Source organism: Pseudomonas sp. B34(2017) (assembly GCF_002112915.1).
GTDB lineage: Bacteria > Pseudomonadota > Gammaproteobacteria > Pseudomonadales > Pseudomonadaceae > Aquipseudomonas > Aquipseudomonas pharyngis.
In genome coordinates, this window is record NZ_NEJA01000007.1 from 221,020 (window position 1) to 240,406 (window position 19,387).

Below are 19,387 nucleotides of genomic sequence, written 5' to 3' on the forward strand. Positions count from 1 at the left end.
TTCATTAGGAGTTTCACGATGGAAATGCTGAAGTTTGGTAAATTTGCTGCGCTGGCTCTGGCCATGGCTGTAGCTGTAGGTTGCTCGTCCAAAGGCGGCGACAACGCCGGTGAAGGCGCTGTTGATCCAAACGCTGGTTACGGCGCAAACACTGGTGCAGTTGACGGTTCCCTGAGCGAAGAAGCTGCTCTGCGCGCAATCACCACCTTCTACTTCGAATACGACAGCTCGGACCTGAAGCCAGAAGCCATGCGCGCTCTGGACGTTCACGCCAAAGACCTGAAAGCAAACGGCGCTCGCGTTGTTCTGGAAGGCAACACCGACGAACGTGGTACTCGTGAGTACAACATGGCACTGGGCGAGCGTCGTGCGAAAGCCGTTCAGCGCTACCTGGTACTGCAAGGTGTTTCCCCAGCTCAGCTGGAACTGGTTTCCTACGGCGAAGAGCGTCCAGTTGCTACCGGCAACGACGAGCAGTCCTGGGCTCAAAACCGTCGCGTCGAACTGCGTAAGTAATTCGATATGCGAACGTGCCGTCGTGCTGTAACTGTTCTGGCTCTCAGCCTCGCGCCGCTTGCGGCGTGGGCTGCGGTTCCTGTGGTCGATGACAACTCCGGTTATAACAATAGCGGGAGCAGTTATCCGCCTGCAGGTTACGGTACGAACGGCGCCTATGCCGGGGGAGCGGCTTCGGCCCCTGCCTCGGCACAAGGCATGCTGTTCAACCAACTGCAACAAATGCAGGATCAGATATCTCGCCAACAAGGCGTGATCGAAGAACTGCTGAATCAGGTTGCGCGCATGAAGCAGGAATCCCTGGAGCGATACCAGGATCTTGATCGGCGCATAGGATCCGGCGTTGCACCAGCCGCGACTCCCGAGAATTCTTCTGCCGGTGGCGATGCAAGTGCTGCTGCCGGTGCTGCTGCTGGAGCCGGCGCCGCTGCTGCCGCCCAGGCACCTGCCGCAGGTAGCGAACCGGCTGATCCGGCCAAGGAAAAGCTGTATTACGATGCCGCTTTCGACCTGATCAAGGCCAAGGATTTCGACAAGGCCAGCCAGGCGTTTGCCGCATTCCTGCGTAAATACCCGAACAGCCAATACGCAGGCAACGCCCAGTACTGGCTGGGTGAAGTGAACCTGGCCAAAGGCGATCTGCAAGGTGCAGGTCAGGCTTTCGCCAAGGTTTCGCAGCTGTATCCCAAGCACGCCAAAGTGCCGGATTCGCTGTACAAGCTGGCTGACGTGGAACGCCGCCTCGGTCATACCGACAAGGTCAAAGGCATTCTGCAGCAGGTGGTGGCCCAGTATCCGGGCACGTCCGCCGCTCAGTTGGCCCAGCGCGATCTGCAACGCATGTAAAAGCGTTTGACCCGTTTGGAAGAAACCCGCGCTTGTCGCGGGTTTTTTCGTTAGAATTCACGCCCTTTTATGAAACACGCTTTTGGTGATCTACGCGTTGGCGGGGTTGCCAGAGGTGCCTGACGGAGGCGGACAGCCTGTTTAGCTGTTACGCCCGTGGCGACTATGCAAGACACATTGAGAATCACCGAAGTTTTCTACTCGTTGCAGGGGGAAACGCGGACTGCCGGGCTGCCCACTGTTTTTGTGCGCCTGACCGGTTGCCCATTGCGTTGCCAATACTGCGACAGCGCCTACGCGTTCAGCGGTGGCACGATCCGCACCCTCGACGACATCCTCGAGCAAGTGGCCGGCTTTCGCCCGCGCTACGTCTGTGTCACTGGCGGTGAGCCGTTGGCACAACCCAATGCCATCCCTTTGCTCAAGCAGTTGTGCGATGCCGGCTACGAAGTCTCGCTGGAAACCAGCGGCGCCCTCGACATCTCGGCGGTTGATCCGCGGGTCAGTCGGGTGGTCGACCTGAAGACGCCAGACTCCAAAGAAGCCCATCGCAACCGTTACGAGAACATCGAACTGCTGACGCCCAACGATCAGGTGAAGTTTGTCATCTGCTCGCGGGAGGACTATGACTGGGCGGTATCGAAGCTGATCCAGTACGGTCTGGAACGACGTGCGGGTGAAGTGCTGTTTTCTCCAAGTCACCACGACCTGAATGCTCGGGATCTGGCGGACTGGGTGGTGGCGGATAACCTGCCAGTGCGCCTGCAACTGCAGCTGCATAAATATCTATGGAATGATGAGCCGGGGCGCTGAGATGACTGAACAACTGAACACTAGCCAAAAACGTGCGGTAATCCTGCTGTCGGGTGGCCTGGACTCGGCCACTGTCGTGGCCATGGCCCGCGCTGAAGGCTACGCCTGCTACACCATGAGTTTCGATTACGGTCAGCGTTCCCACGCCGAGCTGCATGCTGCTGCTCGCGTTGCCCGCGATCTGGGCGTGGTCGAGCACAAGGTGATCGGCCTGAACCTGAACGGCATGGGCGGTTCGGCCCTGACCGACACCAGCATCGATATCCCGGAAGAGCTGGGCGAAGGCATCCCGGTGACTTACGTGCCGGCGCGCAATACAGTTTTCCTGTCGCTGGCCCTGGGTTGGGCTGAAGTGCTCGGCGCCCGTGACATCTTTATCGGCGTCAACGCGGTGGATTACTCCGGTTACCCGGATTGCCGTCCCGAGTTCATCGAGTCGTTCGAGCGCATGGCCAATCTGGCGACCAAGGCCGGGGTGGAAGGCAATGGTTTCCGCATCCAGGCACCGCTGCAGAATCTGAGCAAGGCGCAGATCGTCCAGGCGGGGGTGAAGCTTGGCGTTGATTACGGGCTGACTGTTTCCTGCTATCAGGCTGACGATGACGGGCGTGCTTGTGGTAAATGCGACAGCTGCCGACTGCGTGCAGAAGGCTTCGCGGCGGCCGGAATCAGCGACCCGACACCTTATTTTTGATTTTTTTCAAATTAGGTGTTGAATAGTCCTTAAAAATCAGTATTATACGCGCCACCACACAGCGGGTCGTTAGCTCAGTTGGTAGAGCAGTTGGCTTTTAACCAATTGGTCGTAGGTTCGAATCCCACACGACCCACCATTTTTGCTGTTTTAAAAGTCTGGAAGGCCCACGAAAGTGAGGATTTCCGGATTTTTTTTTGCCTGCGATTCAGGCATGCCTCCCTTCGTTTCTTTCCGCCGTGACGCAGGTCAGAATCATCTTTTGTATCAACGGGATATTCTGTAGCCTTGCGCAGCTTCATTGCTGTCCGTGCCTGATAATACTCACTCTCCCGGCGGTACCCTCAAGCGGTCCGGAGCCGGGTGTATACTCGACTTTCGCGCGAACGCGCCTGCAGGTCTTGCGAACATGACGCAGATTTCCGAACGCCTTCTGGTACAAGCCCACCTCGACGCCAAGCAGCCCAAGCCGCTGACGGCCGAGGAAGAGGCTTACTACCGTTCCGCCATCGCCGCCGAGCTCAAGGCTCAGGACGCGGTGCTGGTTGCCCACTTTTATTGCGATCCGATCATCCAGGCCCTCGCCGAAGAAACCGGCGGATGTGTTTCCGATTCCCTGGAAATGGCCCGCTTCGGCAATGCCCATCCGGCCAAGACCGTGGTGGTTGCCGGCGTGAAATTCATGGGCGAGACCGCGAAGATTCTCAACCCTGAAAAACGTGTGTTGATGCCGACCCTGGAAGCCACCTGCTCGCTGGATCTGGGTTGCCCGGTGGATGAGTTCTCGGCGTTCTGTGATCAGCATCCGGAACGCACCGTGGTGGTATACGCCAACACCTCGGCCGCCGTCAAAGCCCGGGCCGACTGGGTGGTGACCTCCAGTTGTGCACTGGAAATCGTCGAAAGCCTGATGGACAACGGCGAAACCATTATCTGGGGTCCGGACAAGCACCTGGGCACCTACATCCAGCGTCAGACCGGCGCCGACATGCTGCTCTGGGATGGTGCATGCATCGTCCACGAAGAGTTCAAGTCCAAGCAGCTGGAAGACATGAAAGCGCTGTACCCGGACGCCGCCATTCTGGTGCATCCGGAGTCGCCGACCTCGGTAATCGAGTTGGCGGACGCCGTCGGTTCCACCAGTCAGCTGATTGCCGCCGCTCAATCGCTGCCGAACAAGACTCTGATCGTCGCTACCGACCGCGGCATCTTCTACAAGATGCAGCAGCTGTGCCCGGACAAGGTCTTCATCGAGGCGCCAACCGCCGGTAACGGCGCGGCATGCCGCAGTTGCGCACATTGCCCGTGGATGGCCATGAATACCCTTGAACGCACGCTGAAGTGCCTGAAGGAGGGCTCGAACGAGATCTTCGTCGACCCGGCCCTGATTCCTCAGGCGATTCGTCCGCTCAAGCGCATGCTCGATTTCACTCAGGCCGCACGGATGAAACTGGCCGGCAACGCCTGACCTTGCGACGCAAACAAAAACGCCCCGATTGGATCGGGGCGTTTTTGCATCTGGAGGATTATTTGGTTTTCTTCGGAATTCGCACGAGCTGTGTGTCGGAGTAGATGTCATGCCAGGCGCGTTTCTGTTTGTCGAACAGCGACCAGAAGAATCCAAGGCCCAGGCACAGCCACGACGCAATCGACACCATGAACCGCAGCAGCGCCTGCCACAGGCTGATCGCAGTGCCATCGGCGTTCTGCACGCGAATGCCCCAGACCTGCATGCCCAGGGTCTGCCCGGCGTGGGTCCAGAATTTGGCAAAGAAGCCAAACAGCACCAACAGCAGCACCGTGGAGTAAAGCGGATCGCCATCCAGCTGCCCGGCGTCGGTCATGACGCGCAGGCGCTCTTCGCCGATGATTGCCGCCTGGATCAGCTTGTAAACAAAACCGGTCACGATCAGCAGAGCGGTGCACAGCAAAAAGTCATAGAACATCGCTGCCAGACGACGACCCAGGCCGACGGCGGGGAAATCGCCCTGGGGGGTGAGCAGGTGTTTCGACATGGCAGCCTCTGGACGGAAAGTGAAGCGCCATTTTACGGATTTGCGCCCACAAAAAAGCCCCTGATATCAATATCAGGGGCTTTTTCGTTACAGAAAATCAGGCTTCTGCGATGACTTCATCAGCTTGCATGCCTTTCTGGCCCTGCACAGCAACGAAGGTCACTTTCTGGCCTTCTTTCAGGCTCTTGAAGCCGTTGCCCTGAATGGCGCGGAAATGCACGAACAGATCCGGACCGCTTTCTGGAGTGATAAAACCAAAACCTTTCTCGTCGTTAAACCACTTGACGGTACCGCTCTGACGTGTGGACATTTCTTATTTCCTTTGACGCAAAAATTGATGACAGTCTCCTTCTCATGAAAGAGTACTGGGGCTGGTTGCAGGAGAGTAAGAAGACGTCGAACGGGATGTAGCTAACTTGTAGGCTACTGCCCAGGTCACGATTCCAAGCTGACCCATGCAAACACAGTGGACAAACTCTACGCCAACTACGGGAGAAAAAACAAGCCCCGCGAAGGCCCCGGTTTTCCTGCGCTTGCTGGCACTTAGTCGATTCACTAGTCCGGCTTATACGATTAGCTTGTTCAATTGTTTTCGAACGTTATAAGCCAAGTTCAAATTCGAATCGTATGTAAGTGGAGTGCACTGTTTTATGGCGATTGCGTTACACATTAGTGCACGCATAACGCAATCGCGTTACTTATAGAAACAGTCGATCAACCGCGATAGTAGCGTTGTGGAACAAATGGCATTTTGCTTACAAGCAATGGCACCTTTTTCCCACGAACAATTGCCCAAACGGGCGTATCGAGTGCGACGTAAGCGCTGTCCAGGTAACCCATGGCCAACGGACCGCCCAGGGTCGGGCCGAACCCGCCGCTGCACACGCTACCGACGATTTCGCCAGCGTCGTTGACGATCTCTGCACCTTCACGGACCGGCGTACGCTCTTGCGGCAGCAGGCCGACGCGTTTGCGCGACACGCCGTTTTGCTGTTGAGCGAAGACTTGCTCCGCACCCGGGAAACCCCCGGCGCGGGCACCATCGGCACGCCGAGGTTTGGAGATTGCCCACAGCAGGCTGGCTTCGATCGGCGTGGTCTCGGTGTTCATGTCGTGGCCGTACAGGCACAGGCCGGCTTCCAGGCGCAGCGAGTCACGGGCGCCGAGACCGATGGCGGCGACTTCCGGTTCGGCCAGCAGGGCGCGGGCGAGTTTTTCCGCATCGGCTGCCGGAACCGAGATTTCGAAACCGTCTTCACCGGTGTAGCCGGAACGGCTGACAAAGCAGTCAACGCCCAGCAGCTTCACGCGGGTGAATTGCATGAAAGTCATTTTCGCCACTTCCGGCGCCAGGCGTGCCAGCACGGTCACGGCGGCCGGGCCTTGCAGGGCGAGCAGGGCGCGTTCTTCGAACAGTGGCTCGATCTTGCATTGATCGCCGATGTGTTTTTGCAGATGGGCCAGGTCCTGGTCCTTGCACGCGGCGTTGACCACCAGGAACAGCTCGTCATTGCCGAGGTTGGCGACCATCAGGTCATCGAGAATGCCGCCGGTTTCGTTGGTGAACATCGCGTAGCGCTGCATGCCGACCGGCAGGTCGATGATGTCTACCGGCACCAGGGTTTCCAGGGCTTTGGCGGCATTGGCGCCGGTCAGGCGGATCTGGCCCATGTGCGAGACATCGAACAGCCCGGCCTGCTCACGGGTGTGCTGGTGTTCCTTCATCACGCCCAGCGGGTATTGCACCGGCATGTCGTAGCCGGCGAACGGCACCATGCGGGCGCCGAGTTCGAGGTGCAGAGCGTGCAGCGGGGTTTTCGACAGTTGTTCGGTGGACATGCGTGACTCCTTGATTCACACCAACCCTTTCCCGGAGGGAGAGGGGGCCAGTTTTGTGTTCTCTCCCAAAGGGAGAGCGAGTTTATGGCGCGATCAGCACTCGATGATGTTGACCGCCAGACCGCCACGGGCGGTCTCCTTGTATTTGCTTTTCATGTCGGCGCCGGTCTGACGCATGGTGCGGATGACCTTGTCGAGGGAGACGAAATGCTGCCCGTCTCCGCGCATGGCCATGCGCACGGCGTTGATCGCCTTGACCGAGCCCATGGCGTTGCGTTCGATGCACGGCACTTGAACCAGGCCGCCAATCGGGTCGCAGGTCAGGCCGAGGTTGTGTTCCATGCCGATTTCAGCGGCGTTTTCCACTTGTTGCACGCTGCCGCCGAGGACTTCGCACAACGCCCCGGCCGCCATCGAACAGGCCACGCCGACCTCGCCCTGACAGCCGACTTCGGCGCCGGAGATCGAGGCGTTTTCCTTGTACAGAATGCCGATGGCCGCCGCGGTCAGCAGAAAACGCACCACGCCGTCATCGTTCGCGCCGGGAATAAAGCGCATGTAGTAATGCAGCACCGCAGGAATGATCCCCGCTGCGCCATTGGTCGGTGCCGTGACCACGCGCCCGCCATTGGCGTTTTCTTCGTTGACGGCCAAGGCGTAGAGGTTGACCCAGTCCAGCACCGACAGCGGATCGCGCAGCGACGATTCCGGGTTCTTGCACAGTTGCCGGTGCAGCGCCGCCGCCCGCCGCTTGACCTTCAGGCCTCCCGGCAGGATGCCTTCGTTGCGACAGCCGGCGGCCACGCAGTCCTGCATCACTTGCCAGATTCTCAGCAGGCCGGCGCGGGTTTCCGCTTCCGGGCGCCAGGCGCTTTCGTTGGTCAGCATCACCTGACTGATCGACAGACCGTAGGTGGCGCAGTGACCGAGCAAGTCCTTGGCACTCTTGAACGGGAAGGTCAGCGCGGTGGCGTCTTCGACGATACGGTCGGCGCCAGCCGCATCTTCGTCGACCACGAAACCACCGCCGACCGAGTAGTACTCGCGGCTGCGGATCTGCAATCCCGCCGCATCGAAGGCACGGAAGATCATGCCGTTGGGGTGATAGGCCAACGGCTTGCGGATCATTGCCAGGTGTTCTTTCTCGTTGAACGCAATGCTGTGTTCGCCAAGCAGGTTCAAACGCCCGTTGCCACGAATCTCCGAGAGACGGGTGGCGACGGTTTCGGTATCCACGGTGTCCGGGTGTTCACCTTCCAGGCCCAGCAGCACGGCCTTGTCGCTGCCGTGGCCCTTGCCCGTGGCGCCGAGGGATCCATACAACTCGACCCTGACGCTGGTGGTGGCCGACAACAAGTTCTCCCGGCGCAGGCCTTCGGCGAAGCGCGCAGCTGCGCGCATCGGGCCGACGGTGTGGGAGCTGGAGGGGCCGATGCCAATCTTGAACAGGTCGAACACGCTTAACGACATGAGAGGCTCCTGCGGAGCAGTTGTAAGCGGCAAGCTTCAAGCTGCAAGCAAGAGCGGTCGGCTTTTGACTTGTTGCTTGAAGCTTGCAACTTGAGGCTTGAAGCTTATAGCTGCTTCTTTTTAAGCGTAGCTTTCGATCGACGGGCAGGCGCAGACCAGGTTGCGGTCGCCGAACACGTTGTCGACGCGACCGACCGGCGGCCAGTACTTGCCTTCGATCAACGACGCCACCGGGTACACCGCCTGCTCGCGGCTGTACGGGTGAGTCCACTCGCCAACCAGTTCCGCTGCGGTGTGCGGAGCGTTCTTCAGCGGGTTGTCGTCCTTGTCCAGGGTGCCGTTTTCCACTGCGCGGATTTCTTCGCGGATGCGGATCATGGCGTCGCAGAAGCGGTCCAGCTCTTCCTTGGATTCGCTTTCGGTCGGCTCGATCATCAGCGTGCCGGCCACCGGGAACGACATGGTCGGGGCGTGGAAGCCGAAGTCGATCAGACGCTTGGCGACGTCATCGACGCTGATGCCGCTGCTGTCTTTCAGCGGGCGCAGATCCAGGATGCATTCGTGCGCCACCAGACCGTTGCTGCCGGTGTACAGCACTGGGTAGTGCTCTTCCAGGCGACGGGAAATGTAGTTGGCATTGAGGATCGCCAGTTGCGAAGCGCGCTTCAGACCGGTGCCACCCATCATGCGAATGTACATCCAGGTGATCGGCAGAATACTCGCGCTGCCGAACGGTGCTGCGCAGACCGCGCCTTCCTTGCGCTCCATGTGGCCGTGGCCCGGCAGGAACGGAGTCAGGTGCGATTTCACGCCGATCGGGCCGACGCCCGGGCCGCCACCGCCATGCGGGATGCAGAAGGTCTTGTGCAGGTTCAGGTGCGACACGTCGCCGCCGAACTTGCCTGGTGCGCAGAGGCCGACCATCGCGTTCATGTTGGCGCCGTCGATGTACACCTGGCCGCCGTTGTCATGAATGATGCCGCAGATTTCGCGGATGCCTTCTTCGAACACGCCGTGGGTCGACGGGTAGGTGATCATCAGCGCGGCGAGGTGTTCGCGGTGCTCGATGGCCTTGGCGCGCAGGTCTTCGATGTCCACGTTGCCACGGGCGTCGCACGCGGTCACGACCACGCGCATGCCGGCCATGTTGGCGGTCGCCGGGTTGGTGCCGTGGGCGGACGACGGGATCAGGCAGATGTCGCGACGGTCTTCGCCGCGGCTCTGGTGATAGGCGCGAATCGCCAGCAGACCGGCGTACTCACCCTGGGAACCTGCGTTCGGTTGCAGCGAGATCGAGTCGTAACCGGTGGCGGCGCAGAGCATCGCTTCCAGCTCGTCGGTCAGTTGCTGGTAACCGGCGCTTTGCTCGGCCGGGGCGAACGGGTGCAGGGCACCGAATTCGGCCCAGGTCACCGGGATCATTTCGCTGGCGGCGTTGAGTTTCATGGTGCACGAACCCAGCGGAATCATGGTGCGATCCAGTGCCAGGTCTTTGTCCGCCAGTTTGCGCAGGTAGCGCATCAGCTCGGTTTCCGAGTGATAACGGTTGAACACCGGGTGGCTGAGGATCGGCGACTGACGCACCAGTGCGGCTGGAATAGTGCTTTGCGCGGCAGCGGCGAGAGCCGCGAAATCCGGCAGGGTCTTGCCGTCGGCGAACAGGCCCCACAGGGTTTCGATGTCGGCCTGGGTAGTGGTTTCGTCGACCGACAGGCCCAGACGCTGAGCGTCGATCACACGCAGGTTGATCTGTTGAGCGCGAGCCTTGTCATGCAGCGCGGTGGTTTGTGCGCCGGTGGCCAGGGTCAGGGTGTCAAAGAAGCTGGCTTGCTCGACGGTCACGCCCAGTGCGCTCATGCCCTTGGCCAGAATCGCGGTGAGGTGATGCACGCGGTTGGCGATCCGGGTCAGGCCTTTCGGGCCGTGGTACACGGCGTACATGCTGGCGATGTTGGCCAGCAGCACTTGTGCGGTGCAGATGTTCGACGTGGCTTTCTCGCGGCGGATGTGTTGCTCGCGAGTCTGCATCGCCAGACGCAGGGCCGGTTTGCCGAAGCGGTCAACCGAGACACCGACCAGACGGCCCGGCATGTCGCGCTTGAACGCATCTTTAGTCGAGAAGTAAGCCGCGTGCGGACCACCGAAGCCCAGCGGCACGCCGAAGCGTTGCGCGCTACCGATGGCCACGTCGGCACCGAATTCGCCCGGCGGGGTCAGCAGTGTCAAGGCCAGCAGGTCAGCGGCTACCGCGACCAGTGCGTTGGCGGCGTGGAAGCGTTCGGTCAGTTCGCGATAGTCGAACACATCACCATTGCTGGCCGGGTATTGCAGCAGCGCGCCGAAGAACGGCGTCACGTCGGTCAGCTCACGCTCATCGCCCACGACTACGTCGATGCCCAGTGGCTCGGCACGGGTGCGCAGCACGTCGAGGGTTTGCGGATGGCTGTGGATCGAGGCGAAGAACTGGTGGCTGCCCTTGTTCTTGCTCAGGCGTTTGCAGAAGGTCATGGCTTCGGCAGCGGCGGTGGCTTCGTCGAGCAGGGAGGCATTGGCGATCGGCAGGCCGGTAAGGTCGCTGATCAGGGTCTGGAAGTTCAGCAGCGCTTCGAGACGGCCCTGGGAAATTTCTGGCTGGTACGGGGTGTAAGCGGTGTACCAGGCCGGGTTTTCCAGCAGGTTGCGCAGGATCGGCGACGGCGTGTGGCAGTTGTAGTAGCCCTGGCCGATGTAGGTCTTGAACAGTTGGTTCTTGCCGGCGATGCCTTTGATCATCGCCAGGGCATCGGCTTCGCTCAGGCCGTCGTCGAGGCCGAGCACGCTGGTGCCCTTGATGCTTTCCGGGATGACGCTGGCGCTCAGGGCTTCGAGCGAGTCGAAGCCGAGGCTGTTGAGCATGGCTTGCTCGTCACCGGCGCGCGGGCCGATGTGACGGGCGATGAATTCGTTGGCGGTGCCGAGATTTACTTGGGTCATGTCAGGTTCCTCAGGCTTCGGCTTGGGCTTTGATCAGACGGTCGTAGGCGTCCTGATCCAGCAGCTTGGCGACGGCGGAAGCGTCAGCTGGCTTGAAGCGGAAGAACCAGCCTTCGCCCAGCGGATCTTCGTTGACCAGCTCAGGGCTGTCTTCCAGGGCCGGGTTGGTGGCCAGGACTTCACCGTCCAGCGGCATGTAAACGCCGCTGGCGGCTTTTACCGATTCCACGGTGGCGGCTTCGGCGCCTTTGTCGTACGCCTGCAATTCAGGCAGTTGCACGAACACCACGTCGCCCAGGGCGTTCTGCGCGAAAGCGGTGATGCCAACGGTGACAGAACCATCGGCTTCGGCGCGCAGCCATTCGTGATCTTCAGTAAAACGCAACTCGCTCATGGAATCTCCTAGGGGCCAGACTCGTCTGGTGGACGCGGTGGAATACTCGGGCGGCAATGCCCTGATTTTATGAGCGGTTACTTAGCAAGAACGCGGCCAACGTAAAAATATCGTTATAAATCAATTGCTTGATGGTTTTTCGGGCGAGCGCAAATACGTTGGCTGTAGCGAAATCGCTACAGCGTGGGGCGAAGAAAAAAGCTGAACCGGATCAAAGCCTTGCACAGCGGTGATCGGAGGAGGGTGTAGCGATATCGTTCCGCTGTAGCGCTTTCAGTACAGATGGAGGTCGCTTTTGGGGCGAAGTCAGGGTTTGTTGGGGATGCCGTACTTGCGCAGCCGATGAGCAATCGCCGTGTGCGAGGTCTGCAGGCGGCTGGCCAGTTGGCGGGTCGAGGGGTAGCTGACGTAGAGTTTTTCCAGCAGCGATTTCTCGAAGGCTTCCACCGCTTCTTCCAGGCTGTCGACGTCGGTGTCGGTCTGGCGTGCCACGGAGGTGCCGGCGATGTCGAGGTCGCCGATGTCCACCAGGCTGCTTTCGCAAATGGCGGCGGCGCGGAAGATCACGTTCTGTAATTGCCGCACGTTGCCCGGCCAGCGGTTGCCGAGCAGCGCCGGGTAAGTGCCCGGAGCGAGGCGGCAGACCGGTCGCTGGATCTGCGCGCAGGCCTGCTGCATGAAATAGCGCGCCAGCAACAGAATGTCCTGACCGCGTTCACGTAGCGGCGGTACTTCGACGTTGAGCACGTTGAGGCGGTAGAACAGGTCTTCGCGGAACAGGCCTTCGCTGACCATTTTTTCCAGGTCGCGGTGGGTGGCGCTGAGGATCCGCACGTTGACCTTTACCTCACGATCGCCGCCAACCCGACGGAAGCTGCCGTCATTGAGGAATCGCAGCAGTTTGGCCTGCAAGTACGGCGACATCTCGCCGATTTCGTCGAGGAACACCGTGCCCTGGTTGGCCAGCTCCATCAGCCCCGGTTTGCCGCCGCGTTGTGCGCCGGTGAAGGCGCCGGGGGCGTAGCCGAACAGTTCGCTCTCGGCGAGGTTCTCCGGCAGGGCCGCGCAGTTCAGTGCGAGGAAGGGCGCGCTGTGCCGGGCGCTGATGGCGTGACAGGCGCGGGCCACCAGTTCCTTGCCGGTGCCGGTTTCGCCCTGGATCAGCAGCGGTGCATCGAGGGCCGCGACGCGTTGGGCGCGGGCTTTGAGGGTGCGGATTGGCGGCGATTCACCGAGCAGCGCATCGAAACCTTCGGCATGGTCGTGATGCAGCGCCGAGAGTTGTTCGCCGATGCGGTTGGGTTGATACAGCGTGAGCAGCGCGCCGGCGTCGGTGATCGGCGTGGCGTCGAGCAACAGGGTCTGGCCATTGACGGTGATTTCCCGCAGCGGCAGGCGGAAGCCTTGTTCGAGCAAGGTTTCGAGCAGACCCGGATCGTTGAACAGTTCCGAAACGCTTTCGCCCGCCGGCTCGCGACCGTACAGGGCGATCAGCGCCGGGTTGGCCAGCAGCACCTTGCCGGCGCTGTCCAGCGCCAGTACCGGGTCGGTCATCGCCGCGAGCAACGCATCGAGCTGCAAGTGCCGACGCTGGCCGGGGAGGATGTCGACCACCACCACGGCCTCTACGCCACGCACCCGGAACAGTGCATCTTTCAGTTCTTCAAGCACTTGCGGGCTGAGGGTCGGGGCGTCGATGTAGACGTTGGGCGGGACCATTTCCACCGCATCCAGATTGAGATTGCGCCCACCGAGCAGGGCCAGGACTTCCTGGGTGATGCCGACGCGGTCGATGAAGCTGACGTGGATACGCATGGGGCGGTTCTGGGTTCTGGAGTGCGGAGGGGGGCAAGTATGCCTTGATGGGGGGCTGGGGTGAAATCTTGAGATCGGCGTCGTGCTCGAAAATCACCCCTCACCCCAGCCCTCCCGAAGCGTCGGACCGCCCGGAGGGAGAGGGAGCTGACCGAGGTGTATTGCGTGATACATCGACCTGAAGAATCGAGTCGATTATGGATTCAGCGAAGAGCTTTCAGGTCGGTGTAACCCTGAAGCATCCCCGGATCAGTCCCCTCTCCCTCCGGGCGGTCCGACGCTTCGGGAGGGTTAGGGTGAGGGGGCTTTTGGGGTTACTCGAAATGCTCGGGATTGACCGGATCCCCGGACTGCATATTCAGCTGCTTGCGGATGTCCTCAAACATCAGGTCGTAATGCTTATGCACCGAGCCGATCTGGCTGTGGCTCTTGGGAATGCCGTACTTTTCGGCAATCTGCGTCACGTTGCGAGCGAAGTTGTAGGCTTCCTCCTTGGGCAGAAAGAACGGTTCGTTGACCTCTTTGCCCTGCATGCTGCCATGCAGGGTAAACTGTATCCCTTTGCCTTTCTGGGGATCGGTGAACACTTCATAGTCGAGGTGCACGTTGTAATTGACGTCGTCGTCAGTCAATGCATGCCGCTCGATATGCAAATGACCGGGTTCGAACTGGGCCATGGTTTTCTCCTTTCAAGGCATGGGAGAAGGGCAGACCTGAGGTCTGCCCCCGGAGTTTCTTTTTATCGGTAGGTGATGCCCGGCGCTGCCGTGCTGACCCGCGTACCGGCGGTACCCTGGACGATGGCTTCGATGTCCGAGAGCGAACCGATCACCGCGACCTTGCCAGTATGGCGCGCAAACTCGCAGGCTGCCTGCACCTTCGGCCCCATGGAACCGGCGGCGAAGCCCAGGCGTTCGAGTTCGTCCGGGTGGGCCTGGGCAATCGCTTTCTCGGTGGGTTTCTTGAAGTCGATGTACGCCGCGTTGACGTCGGTGGCGATCACCAGTAAGTCCGCCTCCAGCTGTTCGGCCAGCAGCGCCGAGCACAGGTCCTTGTCGATCACCGCTTCGATGCCTTTGAGATTGCGGTGCTCGTCGTACATGGTCGGAATCCCGCCACCGCCGGCGCAGATCACGATGCTGCCCTTGTCCAGCAGCCACTTGATCGGGCGGATTTCGAAGATGCGTTTGGGCCGTGGGCTGGCCACCACACGGCGGAACTTGTCGCCGTCCGGGGCGATGGCCCAGCCTTTTTCGGCGGCGAGTTTTTCCGCTTCGGCCTTCTCGTAGACCGGGCCGATCGGCTTGGTCGGGTTCTTGAAGGCCGGGTCGTTGGCATCGACTTCGACCTGGGTGAGCAGGGTGGCGAACGGGACTTCGAAGTCCAGCAGGTTGCCCAGTTCCTGTTCAATGATGTAGCCGATCATGCCTTCGGTTTCGGCACCGAGCACGTCCAGCGGGTAAGGGGTGACGGAGGTGTAGGCCGCCGCTTGCAACGACAGCAGGCCGACTTGCGGGCCATTGCCGTGGGCGATGACCAGTTGGTTGCCGGGATGGATCTTGGCGATTTGCTCGGTGGCGATGCGGATGTTGGCGCGCTGGTTGTCAGCGGTCATCGGCTCGCCACGGCGGAGCAGGGCGTTACCGCCCAGGGCTACGACGATACGCATGGTGCATGTCCTTTTCGTGTTGATCGCTGATCGTTCCCACGCTCCCGCGTGGGAATGCATCCCGTGACGCTCTGCGTCACAGCGGACGCGGAGCGTCCGGGGGCGGCGTTACCACGCGGAGCGTGGGAACGATCAGTGCCAAAGCCGGGTTACAGGTCTGCCAAAGTCGACACCAGAATCGCCTTGATGGTGTGCATGCGGTTTTCCGCTTGCTCGAAGGCGATGCAGGCAGGCGACTCGAACACGTCGTCGGTCACTTCGATGCCGTTTTTCAGGTGCGGATACTGTTCGGCAATCTGTTTGCCGACCTTGGTATCGCTGTTGTGGAACGCCGGCAGGCAGTGCATGAACTTGGTGCGCGGGTTGCCGGTGGCTTTCATCAGCTCGGCGTTGACCTGATACGGCAGCAGTTGCTGGATACGCTCGGCCCAGGCTTCCACCGGCTCGCCCATTGATACCCAGACGTCGGTGTGGATGAAGTCCACGCCTTTGACCGCCGCTTTCGGATCTTCGGTCAGGGTGATGCGCGCGCCGCTTTCCTCTGCGTACTTCTTGCAGCGATCCACCAGGTCGTCATGCGGCCACAGGGCTTTCGGCGCGCAGATGCGCACGTCCATACCGAGTTTGGAGCCCACCAGCAGCAGCGAGTTGCCCATGTTGTTACGCGCGTCGCCCAGGTAGGCGTAGCTGATCTCGTGGATCGGCTTGTCGGCGTGCTCACGCATGGTCAGCACGTCGGCGATCATCTGGGTCGGGTGATATTCATCGGTCAGGCCGTTGAACACCGGCACGCCGGCGAACTTGGCCAGCTCTTCGACGATTTCCTGTTTGAAGCCACGGTACTCGATGGCGTCGTACATGCGACCCAGCACGCGGGCGGTGTCTTTCATGCTTTCCTTGTGGCCGATCTGCGAAGAGTTCGGGTCGATGTAGGTGACGTTGGCGCCCTGATCATAGGCGGCGACTTCGAATGCGCAGCGGGTACGGGTCGAAGTTTTTTCGAAGATCAGGGCGATGTTGTTGCCCTTCAGGTGTTGCTGCTCGGTGCCGGTGTATTTGGCGCGTTTGAGGTCGCGGGACAGGTCGAGCAGGTAGCGCAGCTCACGTGGGGTGTGGTGTTCCAGGCTGAGCAGGTTACGGTTGTGAATGTTGAACGCCATGATGATTCTCCTTGGATTCGGTAATCGGCCCGGCCGCTACGGGATAGGTGCGGCCGGGGAGATGGTCGTTTAGTAATCGATAGGGTCGCGGATGATCGGGCAAGTCATGCAGTGGCCGCCGCCGCGGCCACGACCGAGTTCGCCGGCGCTGATGGTGATGACCTCCACGCCCGCCTTGCGAAGCAGGGTGTTGGTGTAGGTGTTGCGGTCGTAGCCGATGACCACGCCCGGCTCCACGGCCACCACGTTGTTGCCGTCATCCCATTGCTCGCGTTCGGCGGCGAAGCTGTTGCCGCCGGTTTCGACGACGCGCAGTTTCGGCAGGTTGAGGGCTTTGGCCACGACGTCGAGGAAGGTGCCTTCTTCGCGACGGATGTCGATGCCGCCCTGTTTGCTTTCGTCAGGGCGCAGGGTGAAGGCGACGATCTGGTTGACCACTTCCGGGAAGATCGTGACCAGGTCGCGGTCGCAGAAGCTGAACACGGTATCGAGGTGCATCGCTGCGCGGGACTTCGGCAGGCCGGCGACGATGACTTTTTCCACGGCCTTGTTCTTGAACAGGTTCAGCGCCAGTTGGCCGATGGCCTGACGGGATGAACGCTCGCCCATACCGATCAGCACCACGCCGTTGCCGATCGGCATCACGTCGCCGCCTTCGAGGGTGGAACTGCCGTGATCCTTGTCCGGGTCGCCGTACCAGATCTCGAAATCGGCGTTGGTGAATTGCGGATGGAATTTGTAGATGGCGGTGGTCAGCAGGGTTTCCTGACGGCGCGCCGGCCAGTACATCGGGTTCAGCGTCACGCCACCGTAGATCCAGCAGGTGGTGTCGCGGGTGAACTGGGTGTTCGGCAGCGGCGGCAGAATGAAACTGGAGTGGCCGAGGAAGTCGCGGAACATCTGGATGGTCTTGCCACCGAAGCTGTCCGGCAGGTCATCGGCGGACACGCCGCCAATCAGGAATTCGGCGATGTGTCGCGGCTCCAGGCTTTTCAGCCAGGATTTGACTTCGTTGATCAGGCCCAGGCCCACCGAATCGGCGGTGACCTTGCGCTCAAGGATCCAGTCCAGCGCTTCAGGGATGGCGACGATGTCGGTCAGCAGATTGTGCATTTCGAGCACGTCGATCCCGCGCTCACGCATCTTGGTCACGAAGTCGAAGTGGTCGCGCTTGGCCTGGGCGACCCACAGCACGTCGTCGAACAGCAGTTCATCGCAGTTGTTCGGGGTCAGCCGCTGATGGGCCAGACCTGGGGAGCAAACCATGACTTTGCGCAGTTTGCCGGCTTCGGAATGGACGCCGTACTTAGCTTTTTCCGTGGTCATTTCAGTGATCCTCCAGAGTGAAAACGTTGGGCAACTACAGAGTCAGGAAGCCGTCATACAGTCCGTAGGCTGCCACCAGGGCGCCCACGACCACTGCGGCGAAAATCAGCTTCTCGACGTTGGTGAAAACCGGTTGTTTGAGTTCGAGCTTGGCCTTGGCGAACAGGATCGCGCCGGGGGCATAGAGCAGGGCCGAGAGCAGCAGGTACTTCACGCCACCGGCGTAGAGCAGCCACACCGCATAGATCAGGGCGATGCCACCGATGATCAGGTCCTTGCGCCGTTCGGCCGCGAAGCCTTCGTAGCTTTCGCCGCGCACCGCCAGCAGCAGGGCGTAGGCCGCCGACCACAGGTACGGCACCAGAATCATCGAAGTGGCGAGGTAGATCAGCGACAGGTAAGTGCTGGCCGAGAACAGGGTGATGATCAGGAACAGCTGCACCATCGCGTTGGTCAGCCACAGGGCGTTGACCGGCACGTGGTTGGCGTTCTCCTTGCGCAGGAACTCCGGCATGGTGTGGTCCTTGGCGGCGGCGAACATGATCTCCGCACACAGCAGCACCCACGACAGCAGTGCCCCCAGCAGCGAGATGATCAGGCCGACGCTGATCAGCACCGCACCCCAGTGACCGACCACGTGTTCCAGCACGGCGGCCATCGACGGGTTCTGCAGTTTGGCCAGTTCCGGCTGGGTCATGATGCCCAGCGACAGCACGTTCACCAGCACCAGGAACAGCAGCACGGTGATGAAACCGATCACGGTCGCCTTGCCGACGTCCGAACGTTTTTCCGCCCGGGCCGAGAAGATGCTCGCGCCTTCGATGCCGATGAACACCCACACGGTGACCAGCATCATGTTGCGCACCTGGTTCATCACGCTGCCCAGATCCGGGTTTTTCACGCCCCAGATGTCAGCGGTGAAGATGTCCAGTTTGAAGGCGAAGATCGCGATCAGCACGAACAGCAGCAGCGGCACGACCTTGGCGACCGTGGTCACGAGGTTGATGAACGCCGCCTCCTTGATCCCGCGCAGCACCAGAAAGTGCACGCCCCACAACAGCACAGAGGCGCCGATCACTGCGGCAACGGTGTTGCCTTCCCCAAAAACCGGAAAGAAATACCCGAGGGTGCTGAACAGCAGAACGAAGTAACCGACGTTGCCCAGCCAGGCACTGATCCAGTAGCCCCAGGCCGAAGAAAAGCCCATGTAATCGCCGAAACCGGCCTTGGCGTAGGCGTAGACACCGCCGTCCAGGTCAGGCTTGCGATTGGCGAGGGTTTGAAAGACGAAAGCGAGGGTGAGCATGCCGACAGCGGTGATGGCCCAGCCAATCAGAACCGCGCCGACGTCGGCACTGGCGGCCATGTTTTGTGGCAAAGAGAATATCCCGCCACCGATCATTGAGCCGACTACCAATGCAACCAGTGCACCTAGTCGTAGTTTTCCGGGAGCTTCAGACATTGCATGACTCCATTGCAGGAGAGAAGAGTTCACAGCGTAGTTCTGTTGGCTATTCAAACAGCTGACTTAGATCAGTGCATGGTCACATTCCATTGTTAATGAATGACTTATGAAACGTCTGATGGCATAAGGCTTCTGCCTGTAAGGCCTGTCCCAGAGGCTTTTGGCATATGTAGTTGGGAACTTTTCCTATTACTTTCGAGTTATCACGCTAGTCCGTTTTCAAGGTTTGGCAAATTTTTCACCTCTGTTTTCAGTACAGAATCGAATTATCAGGATTCGCACACAAAACTGCCTATCCGTGCTAGGCATTAGTGCCATCCGCTATATATAAAAGACGTCGATTGGCGTTATTCAATAAACGTACTTACGCTCTAACCGTTTGGTTAATACCG

General features: G+C 60.3%; 17 protein-coding genes and 1 tRNA gene. 6 read left to right on the plus strand and 12 right to left on the minus strand.

Annotation, left to right across the window (positions count from 1 at the left end; all coding sequences use genetic code 11):
• Positions 1 to 18 precede the first annotated feature (18 nt).
• The 6 genes from pal (at position 19) to nadA (ending at position 4,337) form a co-directional block, all read left to right on the plus strand.
• Positions 19 to 516, plus strand: coding sequence for a peptidoglycan-associated lipoprotein Pal (gene pal, locus CAF80_RS22595; protein WP_003178634.1), 498 nt, complete (start codon positions 19 to 21; stop codon positions 514 to 516).
• Between the two features lie 6 nt (positions 517 to 522).
• Positions 523 to 1,362 (plus strand): tol-pal system protein YbgF, encoded by an 840-nt coding sequence (ybgF, locus tag CAF80_RS22600; RefSeq protein WP_074688345.1) that lies wholly within the window; start codon positions 523 to 525, stop codon positions 1,360 to 1,362.
• A 165-nt stretch (positions 1,363 to 1,527) separates the two neighbouring features.
• On the plus strand, positions 1,528 to 2,175 hold the full coding sequence (gene queE, locus CAF80_RS22605) for a 7-carboxy-7-deazaguanine synthase QueE (RefSeq protein WP_007951198.1): 648 nt from the start codon (positions 1,528 to 1,530) through the stop codon (positions 2,173 to 2,175).
• A gap of 1 nt (position 2,176) precedes the next feature.
• Positions 2,177 to 2,869 carry a 7-cyano-7-deazaguanine synthase QueC gene (gene queC, locus CAF80_RS22610; RefSeq protein ID WP_007951197.1) on the plus strand — a complete coding sequence of 231 codons (693 nt, stop codon included), beginning with the start codon at positions 2,177 to 2,179 and terminating at the stop codon, positions 2,867 to 2,869.
• Positions 2,870 to 2,932: 63 nt separating this feature from the next.
• Positions 2,933 to 3,008: transfer RNA gene (locus tag CAF80_RS22615), tRNA-Lys, on the plus strand.
• Between the two features lie 270 nt (positions 3,009 to 3,278).
• The gene (nadA, locus tag CAF80_RS22620) at positions 3,279 to 4,337 is read left to right on the plus strand and encodes a quinolinate synthase NadA (protein ID WP_039766022.1); all 1,059 of its coding nucleotides are present in this window, start codon (positions 3,279 to 3,281) and stop codon (positions 4,335 to 4,337) included.
• A 58-nt stretch (positions 4,338 to 4,395) separates the two neighbouring features.
• Here nadA and CAF80_RS22625 read toward each other — a convergent pair whose 3' ends face one another.
• The 12 genes from CAF80_RS22625 to arcD form a co-directional block, all read right to left on the minus strand.
• Positions 4,396 to 4,884, minus strand: coding sequence for an RDD family protein (locus tag CAF80_RS22625; protein ID WP_039766024.1), 489 nt, complete (start codon positions 4,882 to 4,884; stop codon positions 4,396 to 4,398).
• Between the two features lie 97 nt (positions 4,885 to 4,981).
• The gene (locus CAF80_RS22630) at positions 4,982 to 5,194 is read right to left on the minus strand and encodes a cold-shock protein (protein ID WP_007951194.1); all 213 of its coding nucleotides are present in this window, start codon (positions 5,192 to 5,194) and stop codon (positions 4,982 to 4,984) included.
• Between the two features lie 404 nt (positions 5,195 to 5,598).
• A complete protein-coding gene (gene gcvT, locus CAF80_RS22635) occupies positions 5,599 to 6,723 on the minus strand; it encodes a glycine cleavage system aminomethyltransferase GcvT (RefSeq protein ID WP_074688341.1) in 1,125 nt (374 codons plus the stop codon).
• A 93-nt stretch (positions 6,724 to 6,816) separates the two neighbouring features.
• Positions 6,817 to 8,193: an L-serine ammonia-lyase gene (locus tag CAF80_RS22640; RefSeq protein WP_074688339.1), complete on the minus strand. Its 1,377-nt coding sequence runs from the start codon at positions 8,191 to 8,193 to the stop codon at positions 6,817 to 6,819.
• Positions 8,194 to 8,313: 120 nt separating this feature from the next.
• Positions 8,314 to 11,166, minus strand: coding sequence for an aminomethyl-transferring glycine dehydrogenase (gene gcvP / locus CAF80_RS22645; RefSeq protein WP_085667952.1), 2,853 nt, complete (start codon positions 11,164 to 11,166; stop codon positions 8,314 to 8,316).
• Between the two features lie 10 nt (positions 11,167 to 11,176).
• A complete protein-coding gene (gene gcvH / locus CAF80_RS22650) occupies positions 11,177 to 11,560 on the minus strand; it encodes a glycine cleavage system protein GcvH (protein WP_074688335.1) in 384 nt (127 codons plus the stop codon).
• Positions 11,561 to 11,866: 306 nt separating this feature from the next.
• Entirely contained in the window at positions 11,867 to 13,375 is a 1,509-nt protein-coding gene (locus CAF80_RS22655; protein ID WP_085606603.1) for a sigma-54-dependent transcriptional regulator, read from the minus strand.
• A 314-nt stretch (positions 13,376 to 13,689) separates the two neighbouring features.
• A complete protein-coding gene (locus CAF80_RS22660; protein WP_039766036.1) occupies positions 13,690 to 14,052 on the minus strand; it encodes a DUF5064 family protein in 363 nt (120 codons plus the stop codon).
• Between the two features lie 62 nt (positions 14,053 to 14,114).
• On the minus strand, positions 14,115 to 15,044 hold the full coding sequence (gene arcC / locus CAF80_RS22665; protein ID WP_039766038.1) for a carbamate kinase: 930 nt from the start codon (positions 15,042 to 15,044) through the stop codon (positions 14,115 to 14,117).
• Between the two features lie 149 nt (positions 15,045 to 15,193).
• Positions 15,194 to 16,204: an ornithine carbamoyltransferase gene (locus CAF80_RS22670; protein ID WP_039766039.1), complete on the minus strand. Its 1,011-nt coding sequence runs from the start codon at positions 16,202 to 16,204 to the stop codon at positions 15,194 to 15,196.
• A gap of 69 nt (positions 16,205 to 16,273) precedes the next feature.
• On the minus strand, positions 16,274 to 17,530 hold the full coding sequence (gene arcA / locus CAF80_RS22675) for an arginine deiminase (RefSeq protein ID WP_039766042.1): 1,257 nt from the start codon (positions 17,528 to 17,530) through the stop codon (positions 16,274 to 16,276).
• Positions 17,531 to 17,564: 34 nt separating this feature from the next.
• Positions 17,565 to 18,992, minus strand: a complete 1,428-nt coding sequence (gene arcD / locus CAF80_RS22680; protein WP_039766045.1) for an arginine-ornithine antiporter — start codon at positions 18,990 to 18,992, stop codon at positions 17,565 to 17,567.
• Between the last annotated feature and the right edge of the window lie 395 nt (positions 18,993 to 19,387).

Excerpts from the sequence above, each read along its gene's own strand:
- pal (WP_003178634.1), top strand. The coding sequence starts at position 19 with ATGGAAATGCTGAAGTTTGGTAAATTTGCTGCGCTGGCTCTGGCCATG.
- ybgF (WP_074688345.1), top strand. The coding sequence starts at position 523 with ATGCGAACGTGCCGTCGTGCTGTAACTGTTCTGGCTCTCAGCCTCGCG.
- queE (WP_007951198.1), top strand. The coding sequence starts at position 1,528 with ATGCAAGACACATTGAGAATCACCGAAGTTTTCTACTCGTTGCAGGGG.
- queC (WP_007951197.1), top strand. The coding sequence starts at position 2,177 with ATGACTGAACAACTGAACACTAGCCAAAAACGTGCGGTAATCCTGCTG.
- nadA (WP_039766022.1), top strand. The coding sequence starts at position 3,279 with ATGACGCAGATTTCCGAACGCCTTCTGGTACAAGCCCACCTCGACGCC.
- CAF80_RS22625 (WP_039766024.1), bottom strand. The coding sequence starts at position 4,884 with ATGTCGAAACACCTGCTCACCCCCCAGGGCGATTTCCCCGCCGTCGGC.
- CAF80_RS22630 (WP_007951194.1), bottom strand. The coding sequence starts at position 5,194 with ATGTCCACACGTCAGAGCGGTACCGTCAAGTGGTTTAACGACGAGAAA.
- gcvT (WP_074688341.1), bottom strand. The coding sequence starts at position 6,723 with ATGTCCACCGAACAACTGTCGAAAACCCCGCTGCACGCTCTGCACCTC.
- CAF80_RS22640 (WP_074688339.1), bottom strand. The coding sequence starts at position 8,193 with ATGTCGTTAAGCGTGTTCGACCTGTTCAAGATTGGCATCGGCCCCTCC.
- gcvP (WP_085667952.1), bottom strand. The coding sequence starts at position 11,166 with ATGACCCAAGTAAATCTCGGCACCGCCAACGAATTCATCGCCCGTCAC.
- gcvH (WP_074688335.1), bottom strand. The coding sequence starts at position 11,560 with ATGAGCGAGTTGCGTTTTACTGAAGATCACGAATGGCTGCGCGCCGAA.
- CAF80_RS22655 (WP_085606603.1), bottom strand. The coding sequence starts at position 13,375 with ATGCGTATCCACGTCAGCTTCATCGACCGCGTCGGCATCACCCAGGAA.
- CAF80_RS22660 (WP_039766036.1), bottom strand. The coding sequence starts at position 14,052 with ATGGCCCAGTTCGAACCCGGTCATTTGCATATCGAGCGGCATGCATTG.
- arcC (WP_039766038.1), bottom strand. The coding sequence starts at position 15,044 with ATGCGTATCGTCGTAGCCCTGGGCGGTAACGCCCTGCTCCGCCGTGGC.
- CAF80_RS22670 (WP_039766039.1), bottom strand. The coding sequence starts at position 16,204 with ATGGCGTTCAACATTCACAACCGTAACCTGCTCAGCCTGGAACACCAC.
- arcA (WP_039766042.1), bottom strand. The coding sequence starts at position 17,530 with ATGACCACGGAAAAAGCTAAGTACGGCGTCCATTCCGAAGCCGGCAAA.
- arcD (WP_039766045.1), bottom strand. The coding sequence starts at position 18,992 with ATGTCTGAAGCTCCCGGAAAACTACGACTAGGTGCACTGGTTGCATTG.